The sequence below is a fragment of the Labrys sp. 22185 genome (genome assembly GCF_052045555.1).
Taxonomy (GTDB): Bacteria; Pseudomonadota; Alphaproteobacteria; order Rhizobiales; family Labraceae; genus Labrys; species Labrys neptuniae.
The window spans coordinates 240,183-256,492 of record NZ_JBQEPH010000008.1 but is presented as its reverse complement, the minus strand read 5'-3'; the positions used below and the strand labels follow the sequence as shown (position 1 = coordinate 256,492).

General features: G+C 63.9%; 13 protein-coding genes and 1 riboswitch. Of the genes, 6 read left to right on the top strand and 7 right to left on the bottom strand.

Annotation, left to right across the window (positions count from 1 at the left end):
• Positions 1-7: 7 nt before the first annotated feature.
• The 5 genes from ACTJKX_RS18055 to ACTJKX_RS18035 all read right to left on the bottom strand — a co-directional run bounded on the left by ACTJKX_RS18055 (position 8) and on the right by ACTJKX_RS18035 (position 5,959).
• The gene (locus tag ACTJKX_RS18055) at positions 8-904 is read right to left on the bottom strand and encodes an aminotransferase class IV (RefSeq protein ID WP_440726063.1); all 897 of its coding nucleotides are present in this window, start codon (positions 902-904) and stop codon (positions 8-10) included.
• A complete protein-coding gene (locus ACTJKX_RS18050; protein WP_394309628.1) occupies positions 901-1,467 on the bottom strand; it encodes an anthranilate synthase component II in 567 nt (188 codons plus the stop codon). Before ACTJKX_RS18050 ends, ACTJKX_RS18055 begins: the two co-directional genes overlap by 4 nt.
• The gene (gene pabB / locus ACTJKX_RS18045; RefSeq protein WP_440726062.1) at positions 1,464-2,822 is read right to left on the bottom strand and encodes an aminodeoxychorismate synthase component I; all 1,359 of its coding nucleotides are present in this window, start codon (positions 2,820-2,822) and stop codon (positions 1,464-1,466) included. Before pabB ends, ACTJKX_RS18050 begins: the two co-directional genes overlap by 4 nt.
• 307 nt (positions 2,823-3,129) lie before the next feature.
• Positions 3,130-4,329 carry a benzoate/H(+) symporter BenE family transporter gene (locus ACTJKX_RS18040; RefSeq protein WP_440726061.1) on the bottom strand — a complete coding sequence of 400 codons (1,200 nt, stop codon included), beginning with the start codon at positions 4,327-4,329 and terminating at the stop codon, positions 3,130-3,132.
• 262 nt (positions 4,330-4,591) lie between these two features.
• Positions 4,592-5,959 (bottom strand): hypothetical protein, encoded by a 1,368-nt coding sequence (locus ACTJKX_RS18035; RefSeq protein WP_440726060.1) that lies wholly within the window; start codon positions 5,957-5,959, stop codon positions 4,592-4,594.
• A gap of 387 nt (positions 5,960-6,346) precedes the next feature.
• Between ACTJKX_RS18035 and cckA the strand changes: the two genes are divergently transcribed.
• The 4 genes from cckA to ACTJKX_RS18015 all read left to right on the top strand — a co-directional run bounded on the left by cckA (position 6,347) and on the right by ACTJKX_RS18015 (position 13,098).
• Positions 6,347-8,905: a cell cycle histidine kinase CckA gene (cckA, locus tag ACTJKX_RS18030; protein ID WP_440726059.1), complete on the top strand. Its 2,559-nt coding sequence runs from the start codon at positions 6,347-6,349 to the stop codon at positions 8,903-8,905.
• Positions 8,906-9,077: 172 nt separating this feature from the next.
• Complete coding sequence (locus tag ACTJKX_RS18025; RefSeq protein WP_440726058.1) at positions 9,078-9,965, top strand: alpha/beta hydrolase; 888 nt, start codon at positions 9,078-9,080, stop codon at positions 9,963-9,965.
• 85 nt (positions 9,966-10,050) lie between these two features.
• Positions 10,051-11,010, top strand: coding sequence for an alpha/beta hydrolase (locus tag ACTJKX_RS18020; protein WP_440726057.1), 960 nt, complete (start codon positions 10,051-10,053; stop codon positions 11,008-11,010).
• Positions 11,011-11,322: 312 nt separating this feature from the next.
• A complete protein-coding gene (locus ACTJKX_RS18015) occupies positions 11,323-13,098 on the top strand; it encodes a hypothetical protein (RefSeq protein ID WP_440726056.1) in 1,776 nt (591 codons plus the stop codon).
• A 24-nt stretch (positions 13,099-13,122) separates the two neighbouring features.
• On the opposite strand, the gene ACTJKX_RS18010 is transcribed toward ACTJKX_RS18015, so the two are convergent.
• The gene (locus ACTJKX_RS18010) at positions 13,123-13,746 is read right to left on the bottom strand and encodes a TetR/AcrR family transcriptional regulator (RefSeq protein WP_440726055.1); all 624 of its coding nucleotides are present in this window, start codon (positions 13,744-13,746) and stop codon (positions 13,123-13,125) included.
• A gap of 105 nt (positions 13,747-13,851) precedes the next feature.
• On the opposite strand from ACTJKX_RS18010, the gene ACTJKX_RS18005 reads away from it, so the two are divergent.
• Positions 13,852-14,541: a PspA/IM30 family protein gene (locus ACTJKX_RS18005; protein ID WP_440726054.1), complete on the top strand. Its 690-nt coding sequence runs from the start codon at positions 13,852-13,854 to the stop codon at positions 14,539-14,541.
• Between the two features lie 54 nt (positions 14,542-14,595).
• Complete coding sequence (locus ACTJKX_RS18000; RefSeq protein WP_311938668.1) at positions 14,596-14,877, top strand: YiaA/YiaB family inner membrane protein; 282 nt, start codon at positions 14,596-14,598, stop codon at positions 14,875-14,877.
• Positions 14,878-15,206: 329 nt separating this feature from the next.
• Here the strand turns inward: ACTJKX_RS18000 and metA are convergent, their stop codons facing one another.
• The gene (gene metA / locus ACTJKX_RS17995; RefSeq protein ID WP_440726053.1) at positions 15,207-16,130 is read right to left on the bottom strand and encodes a homoserine O-acetyltransferase MetA; all 924 of its coding nucleotides are present in this window, start codon (positions 16,128-16,130) and stop codon (positions 15,207-15,209) included.
• Positions 16,131-16,185: 55 nt separating this feature from the next.
• Positions 16,186-16,263, bottom strand: a riboswitch (SAM riboswitch).
• Between the last annotated feature and the right edge of the window lie 47 nt (positions 16,264-16,310).

Genomic DNA, 16,310 nt, shown 5'->3' with positions numbered 1-16,310 from the left:
ACACTGCTCACTGGATGGGAAGGGCTATGTCCAGGCGCGCGCCGGTGTCGTGGTCGATGCGCGCCAGGAGGGCATTGAAGAGACGGTTGATGGACAAGGCTGCCTCGGGAGGCGGGACCAGGCTCTGATTGCCCAGCGCCGTGACCGGACGGATCAAACGAACGGAATTGGTGAGGAACAGAGCTTCGCTGCGCTCGAACAAGGCCGGTGTGAGGCTGGCCTCGCCGACCTCCAGGCCAAGGGTCTTCGCTTCCTCCAGCACCAGTTCGCGCATGATGCCGTCAAGGCAGCCATCGGCGCAGGGAGGAGTGACGAACCGGCCATCGATGAGGGCGAAGAGATTGGCGATTGTGGATGAAACGGCATTGCCGTCGAGATTGCGGATCAGGGCATCGTCGGCGCCGGCCTCGGCGGCCCGGCGCGCGGCCAGGATATTTTCCAGGTAGTTGAGGGATTTCAGGCGGGCGAGCGGCGAGAGCTGGTTGCGCGGCAGGCCGGCTTCGACGAGACGCGCAGGCTGGCCGACAAGGCCGGGGCTCCAGGGTTGGGCCGTCACCAGTATGGTAGGGGAATTGCTTGGCGCTTGATCGCTCGGCGGCGGCCATAGGCCCCTGGCAGCCTGTCCGCGCGTCACCGTCGTGCGCACGATGGCATGGCGTTCGCCCAACTCTGTCAGCAGGCCGTCAAGCGCTTCTTTCAGCCGGTTGGGGTCGACATCGATGCCGATGGCCGCAGCATGCCGGATGAGTCGGGCGCGGTGGCGCTCTTCTGCAAGAGGGCGTCCCTTGAAGCAGCTCATGGTGTCGAATACGCCATCCCCGAGCTGGAAGCCGCGATCGAGGGCATTGACCAGCGGGGCGCCGGCATTGCCGTCCGCCAGGAGACGATGAAGAAAGAAGCTCACTGCACGCGATCCAGGAACGCGCGGATGATCTGATGTCCCTGTGGCGTCAGGATCGACTCCGGATGGAACTGCACGCCGAAAGTGGGATGCTGGCGATGGGTAAGTGCCATGATCTCGCCCTCGTCGCTGCGCGCCGTGACCTCCAGCGGGCCATCCTCGTCGATCTCGACGATCAGCGAATGGTAGCGTGCCGCCTCGAAGGGCTGCGGCAGCCCGGCGAACAGGCCGCCGCCCCGATGTTCGATGCGCGAGGCGCGGCCATGCATGGGCGTACGGGCATGGGCTGTGCGCCCACCGAAGACTTCGCCGATGCACTGGTGGCCGAGGCAGATGCCGAGGATGGGCAGTTTGCCGGAAAAGAGCCTGATCAGGTCGAGCGAAGCGCCGGCGTCGCGCGGCGCCTTCGGACCAGGCGAAAACACCAGGGCCTTGGCGCCGAGACGGATGACGTCATCGGCGCTCACGGCATCATTGCGGACGACATGGGTCTTTGCATCGGCCTCCTCGAAATAACGAGAGACGTTGAAGACGAAGGAATCGTAATTGTCGACGATCAGGATCATGCCGCTTCCTCCGCGCGGGCTGGATCCTCGAAGGCCGCAATGAGCCGCTCGGCCTTGGCCAGGGTCTCGTCATATTCGGCAAAGGGATCGGAGAGCAGCGTGATGCCGCCGCCGGCCCGGACCGAGAGGTCCTTGCCGTCATAGCTGAGCGTACGGATGGCGATGTTCAGGTCGGCCGCGCCGTCGAAGCCGATCCAGCCGATGGCGCCGCAATAGGCGCCGCGCGGCTCACGTTCGAGTTCTCCGATGATTTCCATGGCGCGGATCTTCGGTGCCCCGGTGATCGAGCCACCGGGGAAGGTGGCGGCGATCAGGTCGGTGACATCGAGCCCCTGCTTGAGGAGGCCCGTCACCGCCGAGGTCAGATGGTGCACCGAGGCATAGGTTTCGATGCCGCACAACAGGGGAACCTCGACGCTGCCCGCATCGCAGACGCGCGACAGGTCGTTGCGCAGGAGGTCGACGATCATGATGTTCTCGGCCCGGTCCTTTTCGCTGCGGGCGAGCGACTGGGCGATGGCGATATCCATGGCAGGGTGGGTGCAGCGGCGCTTGGTGCCCTTGATCGGCCGGGCCTCGACCCTGCCGGCGTCCAGGCGCAGAAAACGCTCGGGCGAGGTAGAGGCGATAAAGCCGGTGCCGTCGACCAGCAGGGCGGCGAAAGGTGCCGGATTGGACCGCCGCAGGGCGAGATAGGTTGCCAGCGGATCGGCGCCGTCCTGGGGCGTGGCGCTGAAGCGATGGGAGAGATTGGCCTGGAAGATGTCGCCGTCGCGGATATAGCCAACCACGCGTGCGACCTCGGCTTCGTATTCGCTCCGGCTGCGGCTGTCGCGCCAGGTCAATGCACGTGGCGCCGATGCCCGGTGGGGCTGGGCCTCGAGCCCCTCGACGAGCCGCTCGATGCCCGCCTGGTTCGGCGCGATGGCGAAGGCCCGCTTCTCGATGGTATCGAAGGCAAGGAGGTGGTCGTAGAACGGCAGATCGATCTGGGGAACGCCTGGCGCGGCTGGTGGAACCGATGGTCCGAAACGCTCGAACAGATGGCCCGCTTCATAGGTGAAACTGCCGATGGCGCCGCCGCTGAAGGGGGGCGCTCCCGGCAGGAGGGGCCGGGCGTATTGCCGCAGCAGGTGACGCAAGGCCTCCATGGGGCTGCCGTCGATGGCGGTATCGTTCCAGCGCGCAACACCGTCGACGACCTGGAACCGGCCGAAAGGGGAGGCGGCCAGATAGGACCACCGCCCCAGCGTTTCATGAGGCATGGCGCTGTCGAGCAGGGCCAGTCGCGGCTGGCTGGCCATGGCGGCCGCGGCTTCTAGGGGATCGAACCAGGGTATCTCAACAATGATCATGGCAGCTCAAGCACAATCCTGGTCCGGCAGAAACATACCGGCCAGCTCGTGTGATGCGGACAGACCGCTTCCGTAGCGTTTTGCGATCTTACGGAGTCACCCAGAATCGCAAAGACGCGTCTAACCAAGGAGTTAGAGCAAACAAGCGTTCAGTCATGAACGCGCTTTGCTCTAGGTTCGGCGATTGGAGCGTCGGGCGGCTTCCCTGTCAGCCGGCCGGAACTCATCACGCAGGGGCTTGCATCCAGGATGGGCCCAAGCGTCCCGCACCTCTCAGCCCTGTGGAGATACGTGGAACATCGCATATCTATGTAGCGCTTTTTTTTGCCTTTGTCGTGCCTCTGTTTGCGCCGGAATAGAGCATATGCACGACAAGCCCCGCGCAAAGGCCCCAGAAGGCGGCGCCGATGCCGTAGAGACTGAAGCCTGAGGCCGTGACCAGGAACGTTGCAAGCGCCGGCAGACGCTGGCTTTCTTCCTGGACGGCACCGAGCAGGGAGGCTCCGAAAGCGCTCACCAGCGCCAGTCCCGCCGCCGCTTCGATCAGGATCGGGGAGGAGGCCGTGACCAGGCCGGCGGCGATCGCCGACAGCAACGAGAAGATCGCTGCATAGAACAATCCGGCGACTACCGCCGCAATGTAGCGCCGCTCGGGTCGGATATGGGCGTCCGGACCGGCACAGAGGGCGGCGGTGATGGCGGCGAGGTTGATGGTGGGAGCGCCCAGCAGCGAGGAGAGGGCCGACACGCCTCCGGTCACGAGGAAGGCGGGCCGTGTGGATACCTGATAGCCATAGGCGGCCAGCACGGTCAGGCCTGGAATGTTCTGCGAGGCCATGGTGACGATGAAGAGCGGCAGCCCGATCGAAATCAGTGTTTGCCAATCGAAGCTTGGAGTTACGAACTCAAGCGACGGGAGAGCCAGCGGCAGTGAACTTGCCTGGCCGTCGAAGGCCATAGCGCCCAAGGCGACAGCGAGCGCTGCGGGCGCGGCCCACAGGCGGTAGAAGCGCCCGACCACCAGCCAGGTCAGTACCACGGGGATGGCGAATTTCGGAACTTGGCCGATCGCGATGACCGGGGCAAGGCAAAGCTTGAACAGGATGCCGGCCAGCATCGCTCCCGCGATAGGACGGGGAATACGGGTAATCAGCTTGCCGAGGGGGGACCACAAGCCAGCCACCATGATCAGCACGCCGGTGAACAGAAAGGCGCCCACGGCGGCAGGATAGCCCCCGGCCGGCGCTGCAAGGCCTGCCAGGAGGGCCATGCCGGGCGTCGACCAGGCCGTTGAGACCGGCATGCGGGTCGCGAGGCTGAGGCCGGCGCCGCACAGGCCCATGGTCACGCACAAAGCGGCAAGGCCCGAAGCGATCTGCCCCGGCGAGGCGCCCACGGCGCTCATGCCGTTGATGACGACCGCCACCGAACTGGTATAGCCGACCACAGCGGTGAGGACGCCCATGCCGACCGACTGGCCGCTGAGATCTGCAAGGAAGGAACGCATGGCAGGGAAACCGGAATTCTCTGAGAGGCGGAGCGGCAGGGCGCGAGATGGCCTTATTCGGCCGTTGCCAAGAAATGCGCAAGCCACATCTCGGATCAACAGCGGCGTCCAGCCCAGCCGGCCTGGATATCGTGTTGGTCCTGGCCGGAAACGCAGATATCCCAGCTCCTATCGTGTTTCCCGGATCTGCCGGCGTGTCGGGCTGCACCTACGGCACCAAAAGAAAACGGGCGGAAGATCCGCCCGTTGATCGTTTGCCCATTCAGGACTTCTTGCTGTCGTCCCTGCTTCGTCCCAGCAGGCTCGCCATTTCCTCCTCGAGGCTGGCGAAGGGATCTTCGACCTCGACAGGGGCCGGCGTGGTCGTCGGCGCCGGGGGGGGCGTCGGAGCGGGGGCTGCTGTCGGTGCCGGCGTCGGCGCTGCCGTGGCGGCCGGCGCGGCTGTCGTGCTCCCCACAGGCGCCGGCGGCGTGGTGGCCGGGCGTGTCGGCGTCGTCAGCCTTTCACCAACCCGGAAGGGTTCCGTACGCGTCGGTTCGGCCTGGGGACGTGGCGCCGGTGTGCCCAGCGAGGGCTCGATGCGACCGCCGGGAGTCGGTGAAGTCTCGCCGGCCGGGCGCGGATCGGCGGAAAAGCGAGGCTCGACCCGAAGGTCCGGCGCCTGGCGCGGGGCCGGCGTCGGAGCCGGTGTCGCCTCGGGGCGGCGCCATTCCGGCAAGCGCAGATCCGGCAGGCGAATCTCGGGCAGCGTCAGGCGCGTGGTAGTGGTTGGTGCCGGCGGTTCGCGCGTTTCGGGCGCGGGCTCGAGATCGAGCCCTTCCGCAACTTCGAAATCGAGATCAGCCTTGGGCTTGGGAGCGGCCGTCGTCTGTGCAGCAGGGGCGGCAGAGACGGTCGGTTTTGGCGCCGGCGTGGTTGCAGGCTGATCGCCGGCCAGAAGCTCTTCGAAATGCGCGGTATCGATGGTGGCGCGGGGCTCCTCGGCCGCAGGCACCGCCGGTGCGACGGGAACTGGCGTCGCCGTGGCCGCTGGCCGGCCGAAATTCGGCAAACGCGACGTGGCACGCTGGAAGAAGCCCGGTTCACGCGGGGGCACCACGCTCGGACGCGTAGCGGAGGTCGTCGAAGGCATCGGGGCCGTGGTCGCGGCGGCAGGAGAGGTCCTGCTCATCGGTGTTGTGGCCGGTGTTGGAACTGGCGTATCGATCTTGGCGACAGGCGGGGGCTCGACGGGAGCCGGACGGACGAAATCTTCCTCGACCTGCCGCGGCGGGACGGCGACGGCGGCCGTACGCTCCTGGACGGGAGGCGGTGTTGCACCGGGCGAAGCAGGGCGTGCAGCCTGGCCGGCCGGGCGGGCGCGTAGGATGCTGGATTCGACGACGACGTCGTTCGGGCCGCCGATCATGATCAGGTGTTCGACATTGTCGCGCCGCACCAGCACGAGCTGGCGGGTGCCGACGCCATAGGAATCAACCACGCCGAGCCGCGACTGCCGTCCGCCTTTGGCGCCGCCGACCTGAGGACGGTTGATGGCGCGCCAGATGAACATCAAGACGACGCCCACCACCAACAGCAGGCCAGCCAAGGTGAACAACTGCGCGGGCAGCCAAGAGTTCAACGAATCCATCGATATAATTCCTTAGATCTGGTCCGGTGCCGATAGGGGATGGCAGCCTGATGCGACCAGTACTCTTTCCGGGCTGGTTTCTTAGAAGACGGTTAACGTGCAAGAATCAACAGCAAAGTCGCTGAACTGAGGCTTGTCCCTTGGATTTGGCTAAAAAACCGGAGAAATGCCGCAAAAGAGGCGGATTTTTCTTCCCTCTCGGCTGTTTCGTCTGGGATGCACCATGGCCCGGCACACCTTTGGATGGTGCTAAATCGCCGCAAAGGGCCAGGATATTTTTGGTCAACGAGGTTAACACATTTTGAAATGTGAACTGCTAAGCCAAACTGACCATTATGCGGTTCGCCGGAGCGAATCGCCCTTTGACGATGCGCGGTGGGGTTGAACATGGCTGAAGGCGAGGAGGCGGCGGCACGCGGCGCCGCGGTCGATCGCAGCGAACGGCCCAGCGGCATCTTCTGGGTGCTGGTGCTTGCCGGAATGCTGATCCTCGTCGCCATAGGGGTGGCATTGCTGCCTTACGACTGGGGCAAGATCGCGAGCCCGGTCATTCTTGCTGTCTTCGCGGTGGCCGGTGTGATCGCCATGTTCGCCTGGGCGATGGGGATCGCGCATTTCGGCCAATCTTCGATCGCGCGCAACGATCTCACCAAACTGATTGCCGACGATTCGCCGGAAGGCATCCTCGTCACCAACAAGGACGGCCGCATCATCTATGCCAACGAGGCCTATCTGGCCCTGACAGGCGCGATGGGCGAACAGGATATCCGCACGGTGGAGCGGGCTTTCACCGGGGACCCCGACGTCTCGGAGGCAACCTACCGCCTGGCCCAGGCCGCTCGGGCCGGGCAGCGTCTCGCCGAGGAGTTTCGCATTGCCTCTGCGCCACCCGCCGGAACGGCTTCCTGGTATCGGGTGCGGGTGCGCCCGATCGAACGCCCGTCTGGAGCAGGGGAAACGGTTTGGACCGTCGCTGACATCACGCGCGAGCGCGAGCGCCAGGAAAACGTCTTCCAGGAACTGCAGCACGCCATCGACTATCTCGACCACGCGCCGGCCGGTTTCTTCTCCGCCGATCCCTCGGGCGAGATCGTCTATCTCAACGCCACGCTCGCCGGCTGGCTCGACTATGACCTTGCCCAGTTCGGCACGGGTGGTTTGACGCTGGCCGACATCGCCCCCGGCAATGCCGGCGCCTTGGTGGTGACGCAGGCCAGCGAACCGGGCAGCGTGCGCACCGAGATCTTCGACATCGACTTGCGGCGCCGCAACGGCACCATCATGCCCGTGCGCCTGTTCCACAAGATCGCCTTCGCCGCCGACGGCCAGCCCGGCCCATCGCGCACGCTGGTGATCTATCGCGGCCCGGGCGGCGACGTCTCCGAAGGTCTGCGGGCGGCGGAAGTGCGGTTTGCCCGCTTCTTCAACAATTCGCCCCTGGCCATTGCCACCATTGACGAAAATGCCCGGATTGTGCGCACCAATGCAGCGTTCATGCGGCTGTTCAAGGAGTCTCTCAACGGCGATGCGCCGGGCCATTCCCTGCTTGAGGCCGTCATCGAACGAGACCGCGAGGGGCTGAGCAAACTGACCCGCCTCGCCATGGCCGGCCGGGGCGACATCGAACCGGCAGAGGCTTCCCTGGTCGGCCAGGGCAGCCGCTCCGCCCGCTTCTGGTTCGCGCCCGTCGACCGCGGCGAGAACGAGAAGGAAGCGGCGATCGTCTACATGATCGACACCACCGAGCAGCGCACGCTGCAGGAGCAGTTCACCCAGAGCCAGAAGATGAACGCTGTCGGCCAGCTTGCCGGCGGCGTGGCGCACGATTTCAATAACGTGCTCGGCGTGATCATGCTGGCCGCCGATTCCCTGCTCGGCAGCCACAAGCCCGGTGATCCCGCCTTCCAGGACATCATGGCGATCAAGAGCAACGCCAACCGCGCCGCCAATCTGGTGCGCCAGTTGCTTGCCTTCTCGCGCCGCCAGACCCTGCGCCCGCAGGTGCTGAACCTCAACGACGCCATGTCGGACCTGTCGATGCTGCTGCGGCGTCTGCTGGGTGAGAAGGTCGCGCTCGAGGTCGTGCATGGCCGCGATCTGTGGCCGGTGAAGGTGGACGTCAACCAGTTCGAACAGGTGGTGATGAACCTCACCGTCAATGCGCGCGATGCCATGGCCGATGGCGGCAAGGTGATCATCCGCACGCGCAACGTGCCGATCTCGGAAGCGAGCGCCCTCGACCGCAGCGAGCTGCCGCCGGCCGACTATGTCACCGTCGAGGTCGAGGACAATGGCAGCGGCATTCCGCCGGCCGTTCTGGACAAGATCTTCGAGCCCTTCTTCACCACCAAGGATGTCGGCAAGGGCACCGGCCTCGGGCTTTCGACCGTATACGGCATCGTCAAGCAGACAGGCGGCTCCATTCTCGTCCATTCGGTGGAGGGCAAGGGCACGATCTTCCAGATCTTCTTGCCGCGGCTGGTCGAGCCGGCGAAGGCCGCAATCGTCGAGGCCGAGAGTGCTCCGGACCAGGCGGGTTCGGCGCCGGCCAAGGCCAAGGAGATGACCGATCTCACCGGGCGCGGCCGCATCCTGCTGGTCGAGGACGAGGAAGCTCTGCGCGCGCTCTCCGCCCGCACCTTGGCGGCGCGCGGCTTCGAGGTGATCGAGGCTGGCTCCGGCATCGAGGCCCTGCAGATCATCGACGAGGGCGAGAGTGAGATCGATCTCGTCGTCTCCGACGTGGTGATGCCGGAAATGGACGGGCCGACCCTGCTCAAGGAGATGCGCAAGCGCCAGTCGAAGACGCGGATCATCTTCGTCTCCGGCTATGCCGAGGAAGCCTTCGCCAAGAACATGCCGGAGGGCGAGGAGTTCGCCTTCCTGCCCAAGCCCTTCTCGATGAAGCAATTGGTCGAGGCCGTGAAGTCCAACATGAAGCCGTAGAGCCGCGGTCGCAGTGACGGCTCCATGGCTGGCGGTGCATGCGGTGTCGGCAGTGCCCCGCTTCCTGGCTTGCACTGTCGGGCTCACCGTGCCAGCGTGAAGCATTGGTCCAGCTGTCGTTTTCGGTGTTATTTCATTGTTTTTCCAGATAAAAATTTGGACCGTCGCCGGCGTGGCGCTGCTTGGCGCGATGACGGTGCCGGTGGAGGCCAGGGACAAGGCTCCGGTGAACTGCGACCTGGGGGGCACTCGGATCCGCTCCTTGCCCGATCCGGCGACAGGGCGATCCTACGACATCGAAGTCACCCTGCCTGAGGATTATGAGGCCAAGCCCGCCAGGCGCTATCCGGTGCTCTATTATGCCGATGGCGGGCATCTTTCCAACGGCTCCACTTGCCTGACGAAGGAGCCGCGGCGACAGGAAGCGCTTAGACTGGTGAGAGCGCTCCATCGCGAAGGCAAGCTGAGCGAGGAGCCGATTCTGGTCGGTCTTTCCTACGCCAAGGGCGAAGGCTTTGCCGCCAGTCGGGCGCGCGACTACACGCCGGTGGCCGACAAACCCGGCTATGGCGGGGCCGAGGCCTATCAACTTTATCTCAAGCAGACCGTCATTGCCTTCATCGAGAAGACCTATCGCGCCGACGAGCAGCGCCGCCTCTATTGGGGACACTCCTATGGCGGGCTCCTCGGCGCCCGCGTCCTGCTGACCGAGCCCGGCCTCTTCCAGTCCTACATTCTCGGCAGCCCTTCCTTCTGGTTTGCCGATCATGCCATCCTGGCGATGGCAGCCAAATATGCCAAGGCGAATCGCGATCTGAAGGCCAACGTCCTGATCTATGTCGGTGGTGACGAAATTCGCCGCTACGACCCGGGCCGGCGCGGCGACACCCAGGACATGGTCGGCGACGTCAGGAGGTTCGAAAAACAGCTCAAATCGCACGGTTTTCCAGGCCTTACCATTCGCTCGCTGGTGGTGCCCGGCCGGAACCATCGTACCACCATTCCGCCGGGCTTTTCCTGGGCCGTTACTTCGGCTCTCGGCGGCGGGGCGGTGCGGTAAAGCGTTTTCCGGAAAAGTCGATAGACTTTTCGATCAAGAAAACGCGTCAAACAAACCGCCAGAGAAAGATTCAGGGAGCCTTTGCGTGTCGACTTCGTATCAGGCAATGACAGGGGCCTGCCGGTCGGTTCGACGGGACGTTGCAGGAGCACTGCTCGCTTGGGTACTGATCGCGCTCTTCATCCCATGCGGTCCGGCGGCTGTGGCCCAAACCAAGCCTGCCACCTGGCGCGACTGCGATCCCGGCGGGATCCAGACCCTATCGGTGCCGGATCCGGTTTCCGGGCGATCCTATGACGTCGAAATCAGCCTGCCGGCCGATTACGACACCGATACCGCAAAGCGTCACCCGGTTCTCTATCTGGCCGATGGCGGCCGCGCGATACGGCCGCTGACCTGCCTGGTCAAAGCCCTCTACGGCAAGGGGGAACTGATGGAGGAGCCCATCATCGTCGGGCTCTCCTATGCCAGGGGTGAGACTCTAGAGGTGAGCCGCAAGCGCGACTATACCCCCGTTCCCCTCAAGCCCGGCGACACAGCCTATGGCGGCGGGCAGGCCTATCAGCTTTATCTGCGGGCCACCGTGATCCCCCATGTCGAGAGCCTTTATCGCGTCGACCCAGGCCAACGCCTCTACTGGGGGCATTCCTATGGCGGTCTGCTCGGAACCCGCATCCTGCTGACGGAGCCGGACCTGTTCAAAACCTACATCCTCGGAAGCCCGTCACTTTGGTTCGCCGATCATGCCATCCTGGTGCTCGAGGCTGATTACGCCAAGGCTAACAGCGACCTGAAGGCCGATGTCCTGATGTATGTCGGCGGCGAGGAAGTCAGCCGCTACGACCCAAGCCGGCGCGGCCATACCAGGGACATGGTCGGCGACATGAAGGCGTTCGAGGCGCAGTTGAAGCAGCGCAGCTTCCCGAGCCTGACCATCCGTTCCCTGGTCGTACCGGGCAAGAACCACCGCAACACCATTCCATCCGGCTTCACCTGGGCCATTACCTCGGTGCTCGGCGGCAGCAAGACTGTGCAGTCGCGCTGAGGCGTCTTACGATCCGCGGGAAGCGAAGGGCCACGAAGACGCGTCGGCACAACGAATTTTCCGTGCATTTTTCCTTGAAGATCACGGGATCGCCGGGAGAGACGACAATTGTTCTTAAATCATTCTATCTATGGTTGTAGGTAGAGATATTGCGTGAAGGTCGATACCCCAGTCTTTCCCGATAGCGGCATGCATTCCGAGATTTGCCTCTCCCGCCTCGACCGTGCTGAAGCCGCTTGCGAGGCTGCGTCCGGCTATTTCAACGCGGCTCCGACAAGGGCGTTTCCCTCGCTAAACGATCTGCGAAAGGCGATGACCCAAGCCAACCCCTCGGGCGACCTGTTTCTAGACTATCTATTGGAGGGAGACTATTTCGCGGGCAAGGCGACGTGGGTCAATCCGTCCGCCCGGGTGCGCCAGGCCTATGAAGCCATGGTGGCGGCCAACCCCTTCTTGATCTCCGAAAGTCCCTACCAGCCCGCTTTTGCCCGCAAGGACGTCCGGGTGAGGGGAGAGAACAAGGTTTTTGTCGCACGGCTCGACACAGCCTGTGAAGAGGTGCGCCTGCTTGCCGAAAGACACCGCAAGGCACGGGAGTCTGGTGCCTGCCGGCCGAAGGCGATATTTGCCGGAGGTCCCGCCGCCAAGATCGGCGCCCTTCTGAGTGGCTTGCAGAAAACCCCCGCCGATGCCTCGGATGTGGTGTTTGTTCTGGATGGCGCCGAGCAGTCCAACGAAAGCGGTTCGGCGAGCTACGAGCATGTCAATCATGCCAATGCGCTCAATGCCGAGCTCGACAATACCGGGCTCGGCATTCTAGGGACCGCCCTCAGGCGCGCCATCTTCGGCGAAGCGGATGCTTCGGTTGCCCTCGGCGTCGACTACAGGAAGGTCGACCTTTGGCCCCGCGGGGTTCGGTTGCGGGATGTGCCTGTCTATCTCCACAACGAATGGCACGGCTTGGCGCAGCGTGTTCGCAAGCGCCTGGGACGACCGACGGATCACCTGAAGAGCCGCCTGGCCAGCAAGGTTTCGACGCAGATCCTCACTGAGATCGAGCGGCAAATGGCGATCCCGCTGCGTCTCGGCCAGGATAGTCCCCGTGCCGTTTTCCTCTATCTCTCGCGCAAGAACCACGAGGCCTCGCTGATCGACAACAGGGAGCTCGCGGAGGATGTTGACCTCGCAATCCAAAAGCTCGATGCGGCCAGCCTGGAGGCCTTCTATGGTCCTGCCATCCTGGATCGCGTGGTGTCGGGCGATCTCTTCCTGGATAATGGCTGCATTCGCCATGGTTTCGATCGCCTCTGCATGGACGCGATGGAGCGGAACGGCATCGAATGCCGGCATCGGCAGCGCATGACCCAGGTCTATTTCGAGAAAGATGGGCACGGCATGGCGCGGGCAGCTGCGGTTACACTGGAGGACATGAATACGGGTGCGTTTTCGCATCTGGCGTTGGACCATCTGTGCCTTTCGCTCGGCCCGACCGCAACATTCCACTATGAGCCGGCCAGCCACATGCTGTCGGCCTTGTCGGATCGCCTTGGGTTCGACCGATCCGTTCCCCATCAGACCATCGCGACCGGGCTTTCGGCCCAGCTCCTGTTCAGGATCACCGATCCCGACAGGGTACGGAACCTGCCGTTCACCGGGATGAAGCAGACGCATTTCGTCGAGGTCGGCCGGACATCAAGCCATCTCGTCATGAAATTGACCTGCGGCGGCGTGATCGGCCTGCCGGTCTACAGCCGGAGCTATGCCATCAATGCGCTGGCGAGCATCCTCAGCATATTGACGCCGGAATGCGGCCTGAGCTTCGAGGACGTGATCTGCGCATGGCCGTGCACGCGAGGCATCAATGGTCCCAATAACGGCCAGATCGTTCAACTCGGCGACAATGCGGTAGCGCGGTTCGGCGAAGGGGGCACGGGTATGTCGAAAATGGGCAGCAACGCCCAGACCATGCTCGACCTGGCGGGTATGAAATGGCCGATTTCGCCGGAGCTGCGGCTGGAGCCCTCCCTCTATCGGCACACGGTCATCGACCGGCGCAGAAACGTTGCCAGGCGGCTGGATCTGCTTTGAGACATCCCGGCAACCGGTGGTTTCTCATGCACTTTCGAGGCCCCGGCCCATGGCGCTGACCACCAGCGCGATCTGCTCGCGTAGATAGGGCAGGGGCAACTGCACCAGCTTGCCCTCCAGACCGAGCAGTACCATGCCATGGGCGGCCGAGAACAGGGAGCGGGCGAGCAGGGCCCGTTCGTCTCTAGCGAGGCCGGGCTGGAGCACGGCGAGCGGGGTTTCCAGATGCTGGAACAGCGCATCCTGCTGGCGCAAATGGTCTTCCGGCAGGTCTTGGCCGTCCGGCAAGCGGAAGTCGAACAGGGCATGCCAGCGCCCGCCATGCTCGGCGGCAAAGTCGAGATAACCGTTGGCGAGCGCGATCAAGGTGCGATTGGCGATGGCGCGAGGGTTGCCTCCTTCGGCGGCGGCAGCTTCTGCTTCTCGGCCGAGCATGGCGCTGAGCAGAGCGAAGCTGCGGGCATTCACGGCCAGGACGAGGGCGGCGAGATCGGGGAAGACCGTATAGATGGCGCCGAGGGCGCAGCCCACTTCTTCGGCGAGGGCCCGAGCCTTCAAGGCCGTATGGCCCTGCGCGACAATGGTTTTCTCCGCCGCCTCGATCAGCTTCCCGCGTAATTCTTCCCGCCTTGCACTTGCCTTGGCCATGCCTGGCAACTCCTCTCTGAACATTGTTCAAAATTTATCTTGAACGCCGTTCATGGTCAGGTTAACGTCCGGATCGTGAACATTGTTCATAACACGGAGAGCGTGATGTTCAAGACCATCGTGACCTTGTTCCGCGGCGCGGCCGCAGAAGCGGAGGACAATCTCGTCGACCGCAATGCCGTGCGGATCCTGGACCAGCAGATTCGGGATGCTCGGGCCGGCCTCGAACAGGGAAGGCGTGCCTTGGCGGTGGCCATCGCCCAGGACAAGGCCGAGGCGCGGCGGCTCGGCGAGGTGCGCCGGCGCATCGCCGATCTCGACGATCGCGCGATCGAGGCCCTGCGCGGCGGCCGTGACGACCTAGCGGGCGAGGCCGCTGGTGAGATCGCCAATCTTGAGAACGATGCCGAGGCGATCGCCGCCGCCCGGGCGGCATTCGCCGAAGAGGCGGGACGGCTGCGCGCAAAATTGGCGGCAGCCGAGCGCCGCTTTCTCGAAATCGAACGAGGCAGGCGCATCACTGCAGCCGCTGAGACGGTGAACAAGCTCAAGTCCGGCTTCGCCACCGCCGCGCCCGGTACGGCTCTCGCCGATGCCGAAAAGACGCTGGCCCGCCTCAGACACCGGCAGGCCCATCAGGACGATGTGGAGGTTGAACTCGAGGCCCTCGACGCCGAGGCGCGCTCGGCGGCAACGGCCGAGAAGCTCGAAGCGGCAGGGTTCGGTCCCTCGACGCGGACGACGGCCAAGGACGTGCTGGCGCGGCTGCAAGCGCGAGCGGCTGAGGCCGCTTGAGCAAGCATCCTTTCAACTCCTGCCTTTCAATTCTTGAAAAATCGAGACACTGCCATGGAACAGTCAAACCTGATCAAGCACTCCAATGCCTGGATGACCTTCACTTATGCCGCCTTCGCGGGCGCTGCCGGCATGGTCGGCCTCGGCATCCTGTTCATCCCGGTCGACATCTGGATCAAGGCCTACTTGGCCATGGGCACGGTGATGCTGATCCAGACCTGTGTGACGCTGACCAAGACCCTGCGCGACCAGCAGGAGGCCGGCCGGCTGCACAACCGCATCGAGGACGCCAAGACCGAGCAGTTGCTGATGCGCATGGATCGCGCCAAGGATTGAGGGAATTCCGGGGGCGCGGGCGTCTCGGGCGCTCTTTGAATGCGATGCGAGAAGGAGGAGGGAACGGGCAAAATGCTCATAGGGGCGAACCCAAGGCGAGAGCTGCGACGCCAAACGCTTCTTCGCCCCGTTCTCACGGGGAGAAGGTAAGGATGAGGGGCAGCGCAAACCTTGAAAAACCGGGCATTGCGGAGCCCCTCACCTCTATCCTCTCCCCGTAAGAACGGAGCGAGGGGACTCGGACGTGGAGCTCAACCTCCAGCTCGGTCATCTCGCCCGACCCTCAAGTTGGCGTCTATGGGCAGGGTGCCTCCTGTGCCCGGAAGGCCTCAGCGTCCCTTGCCGACCTCGCTCAGATCGTAGGACGTCGTCTGGTAGATCTCGTTGATCCAGTTGCCGAACAGGAGATGGGCGTGGCTGCGCCAGAAATTGCGCGGCGGGAAGGACGGGTCGTCATAGGGGAAGTAGTTCTTCGGCAGCTTGATCGGCACGCCTGCGTCGACATCGCGAAAATATTCATCGGCCAGCGAAGTCGATTCATATTCGACATGGTTGAACAGATAGAGCCGGTTGCCTTGTTGCTCGTGAATGAGACAAACGCCGGTTTCGTCCGAATCCATCAGGATCTCCAGCTCGGCGTTCTTGCGCACGTCCTCGCCGCGCACCTCCGTCCAGCGCGAGACGGGGATGTGGAAGTCGTCCGAAAAGCCGTTGAGATAGATCGAGGAAGGCTTGCGGTTGTGGTGCTGGTAGACGCCGAAGGCCTTCTCCGTGAGCTCATATTTGGGAATGCGATGGAAATGCCAGATGGCCGCCATCGCCCCCCAGCACACGTTCAGCGTGGAATGCACGTTGGTCGTGGTCCAGTCGAGGATCTGCTCGAGCTCCTTCCAATAGGTCACCTCCTCGAAGGGGAGGGTCTCCACCGGTGCGCCGGTGATGATGAAGCCGTCGAACTTGCGCTCGCGGACCTCTTCCCAGGTTTCGTAGAAGGCGAGCAGATGCTCTTCCGAGGTGTTCTTGGCGCGATGGCCGCCGACCCGCACCAGCGAAAGTTCGACCTGCAGCGGCGTGGCCCCGACTAGGCGCGCCATCTGCAATTCGGTGCGGATCTTGTTGGGCATCAGGTTGAGCAGGCCTATCTGCAGCGGGCGGATGTCCTGCCGGATGGCGGCGGTTTCCGTCATCACCCGCACCCCTTCGCTGACCAGGGTGGAGAAGGCGGGCAGGGTATCCGGAATCTTGATAGGCATGTTGCACTCGATCGACGTTGGGCCAGCCGGAAAGCAATGCGACAGGCCCACGGATGGAATGCATCCAGCGGCCCTTTAGCGAGTTGTTTAACGTGGCTGCAAGCCGGCCGGCCAAATCACCACGGAAGAAGAGTTAATCCTGCGGTAATTGGAAATCAATGGTGTTCCTGGGAGCGCGGG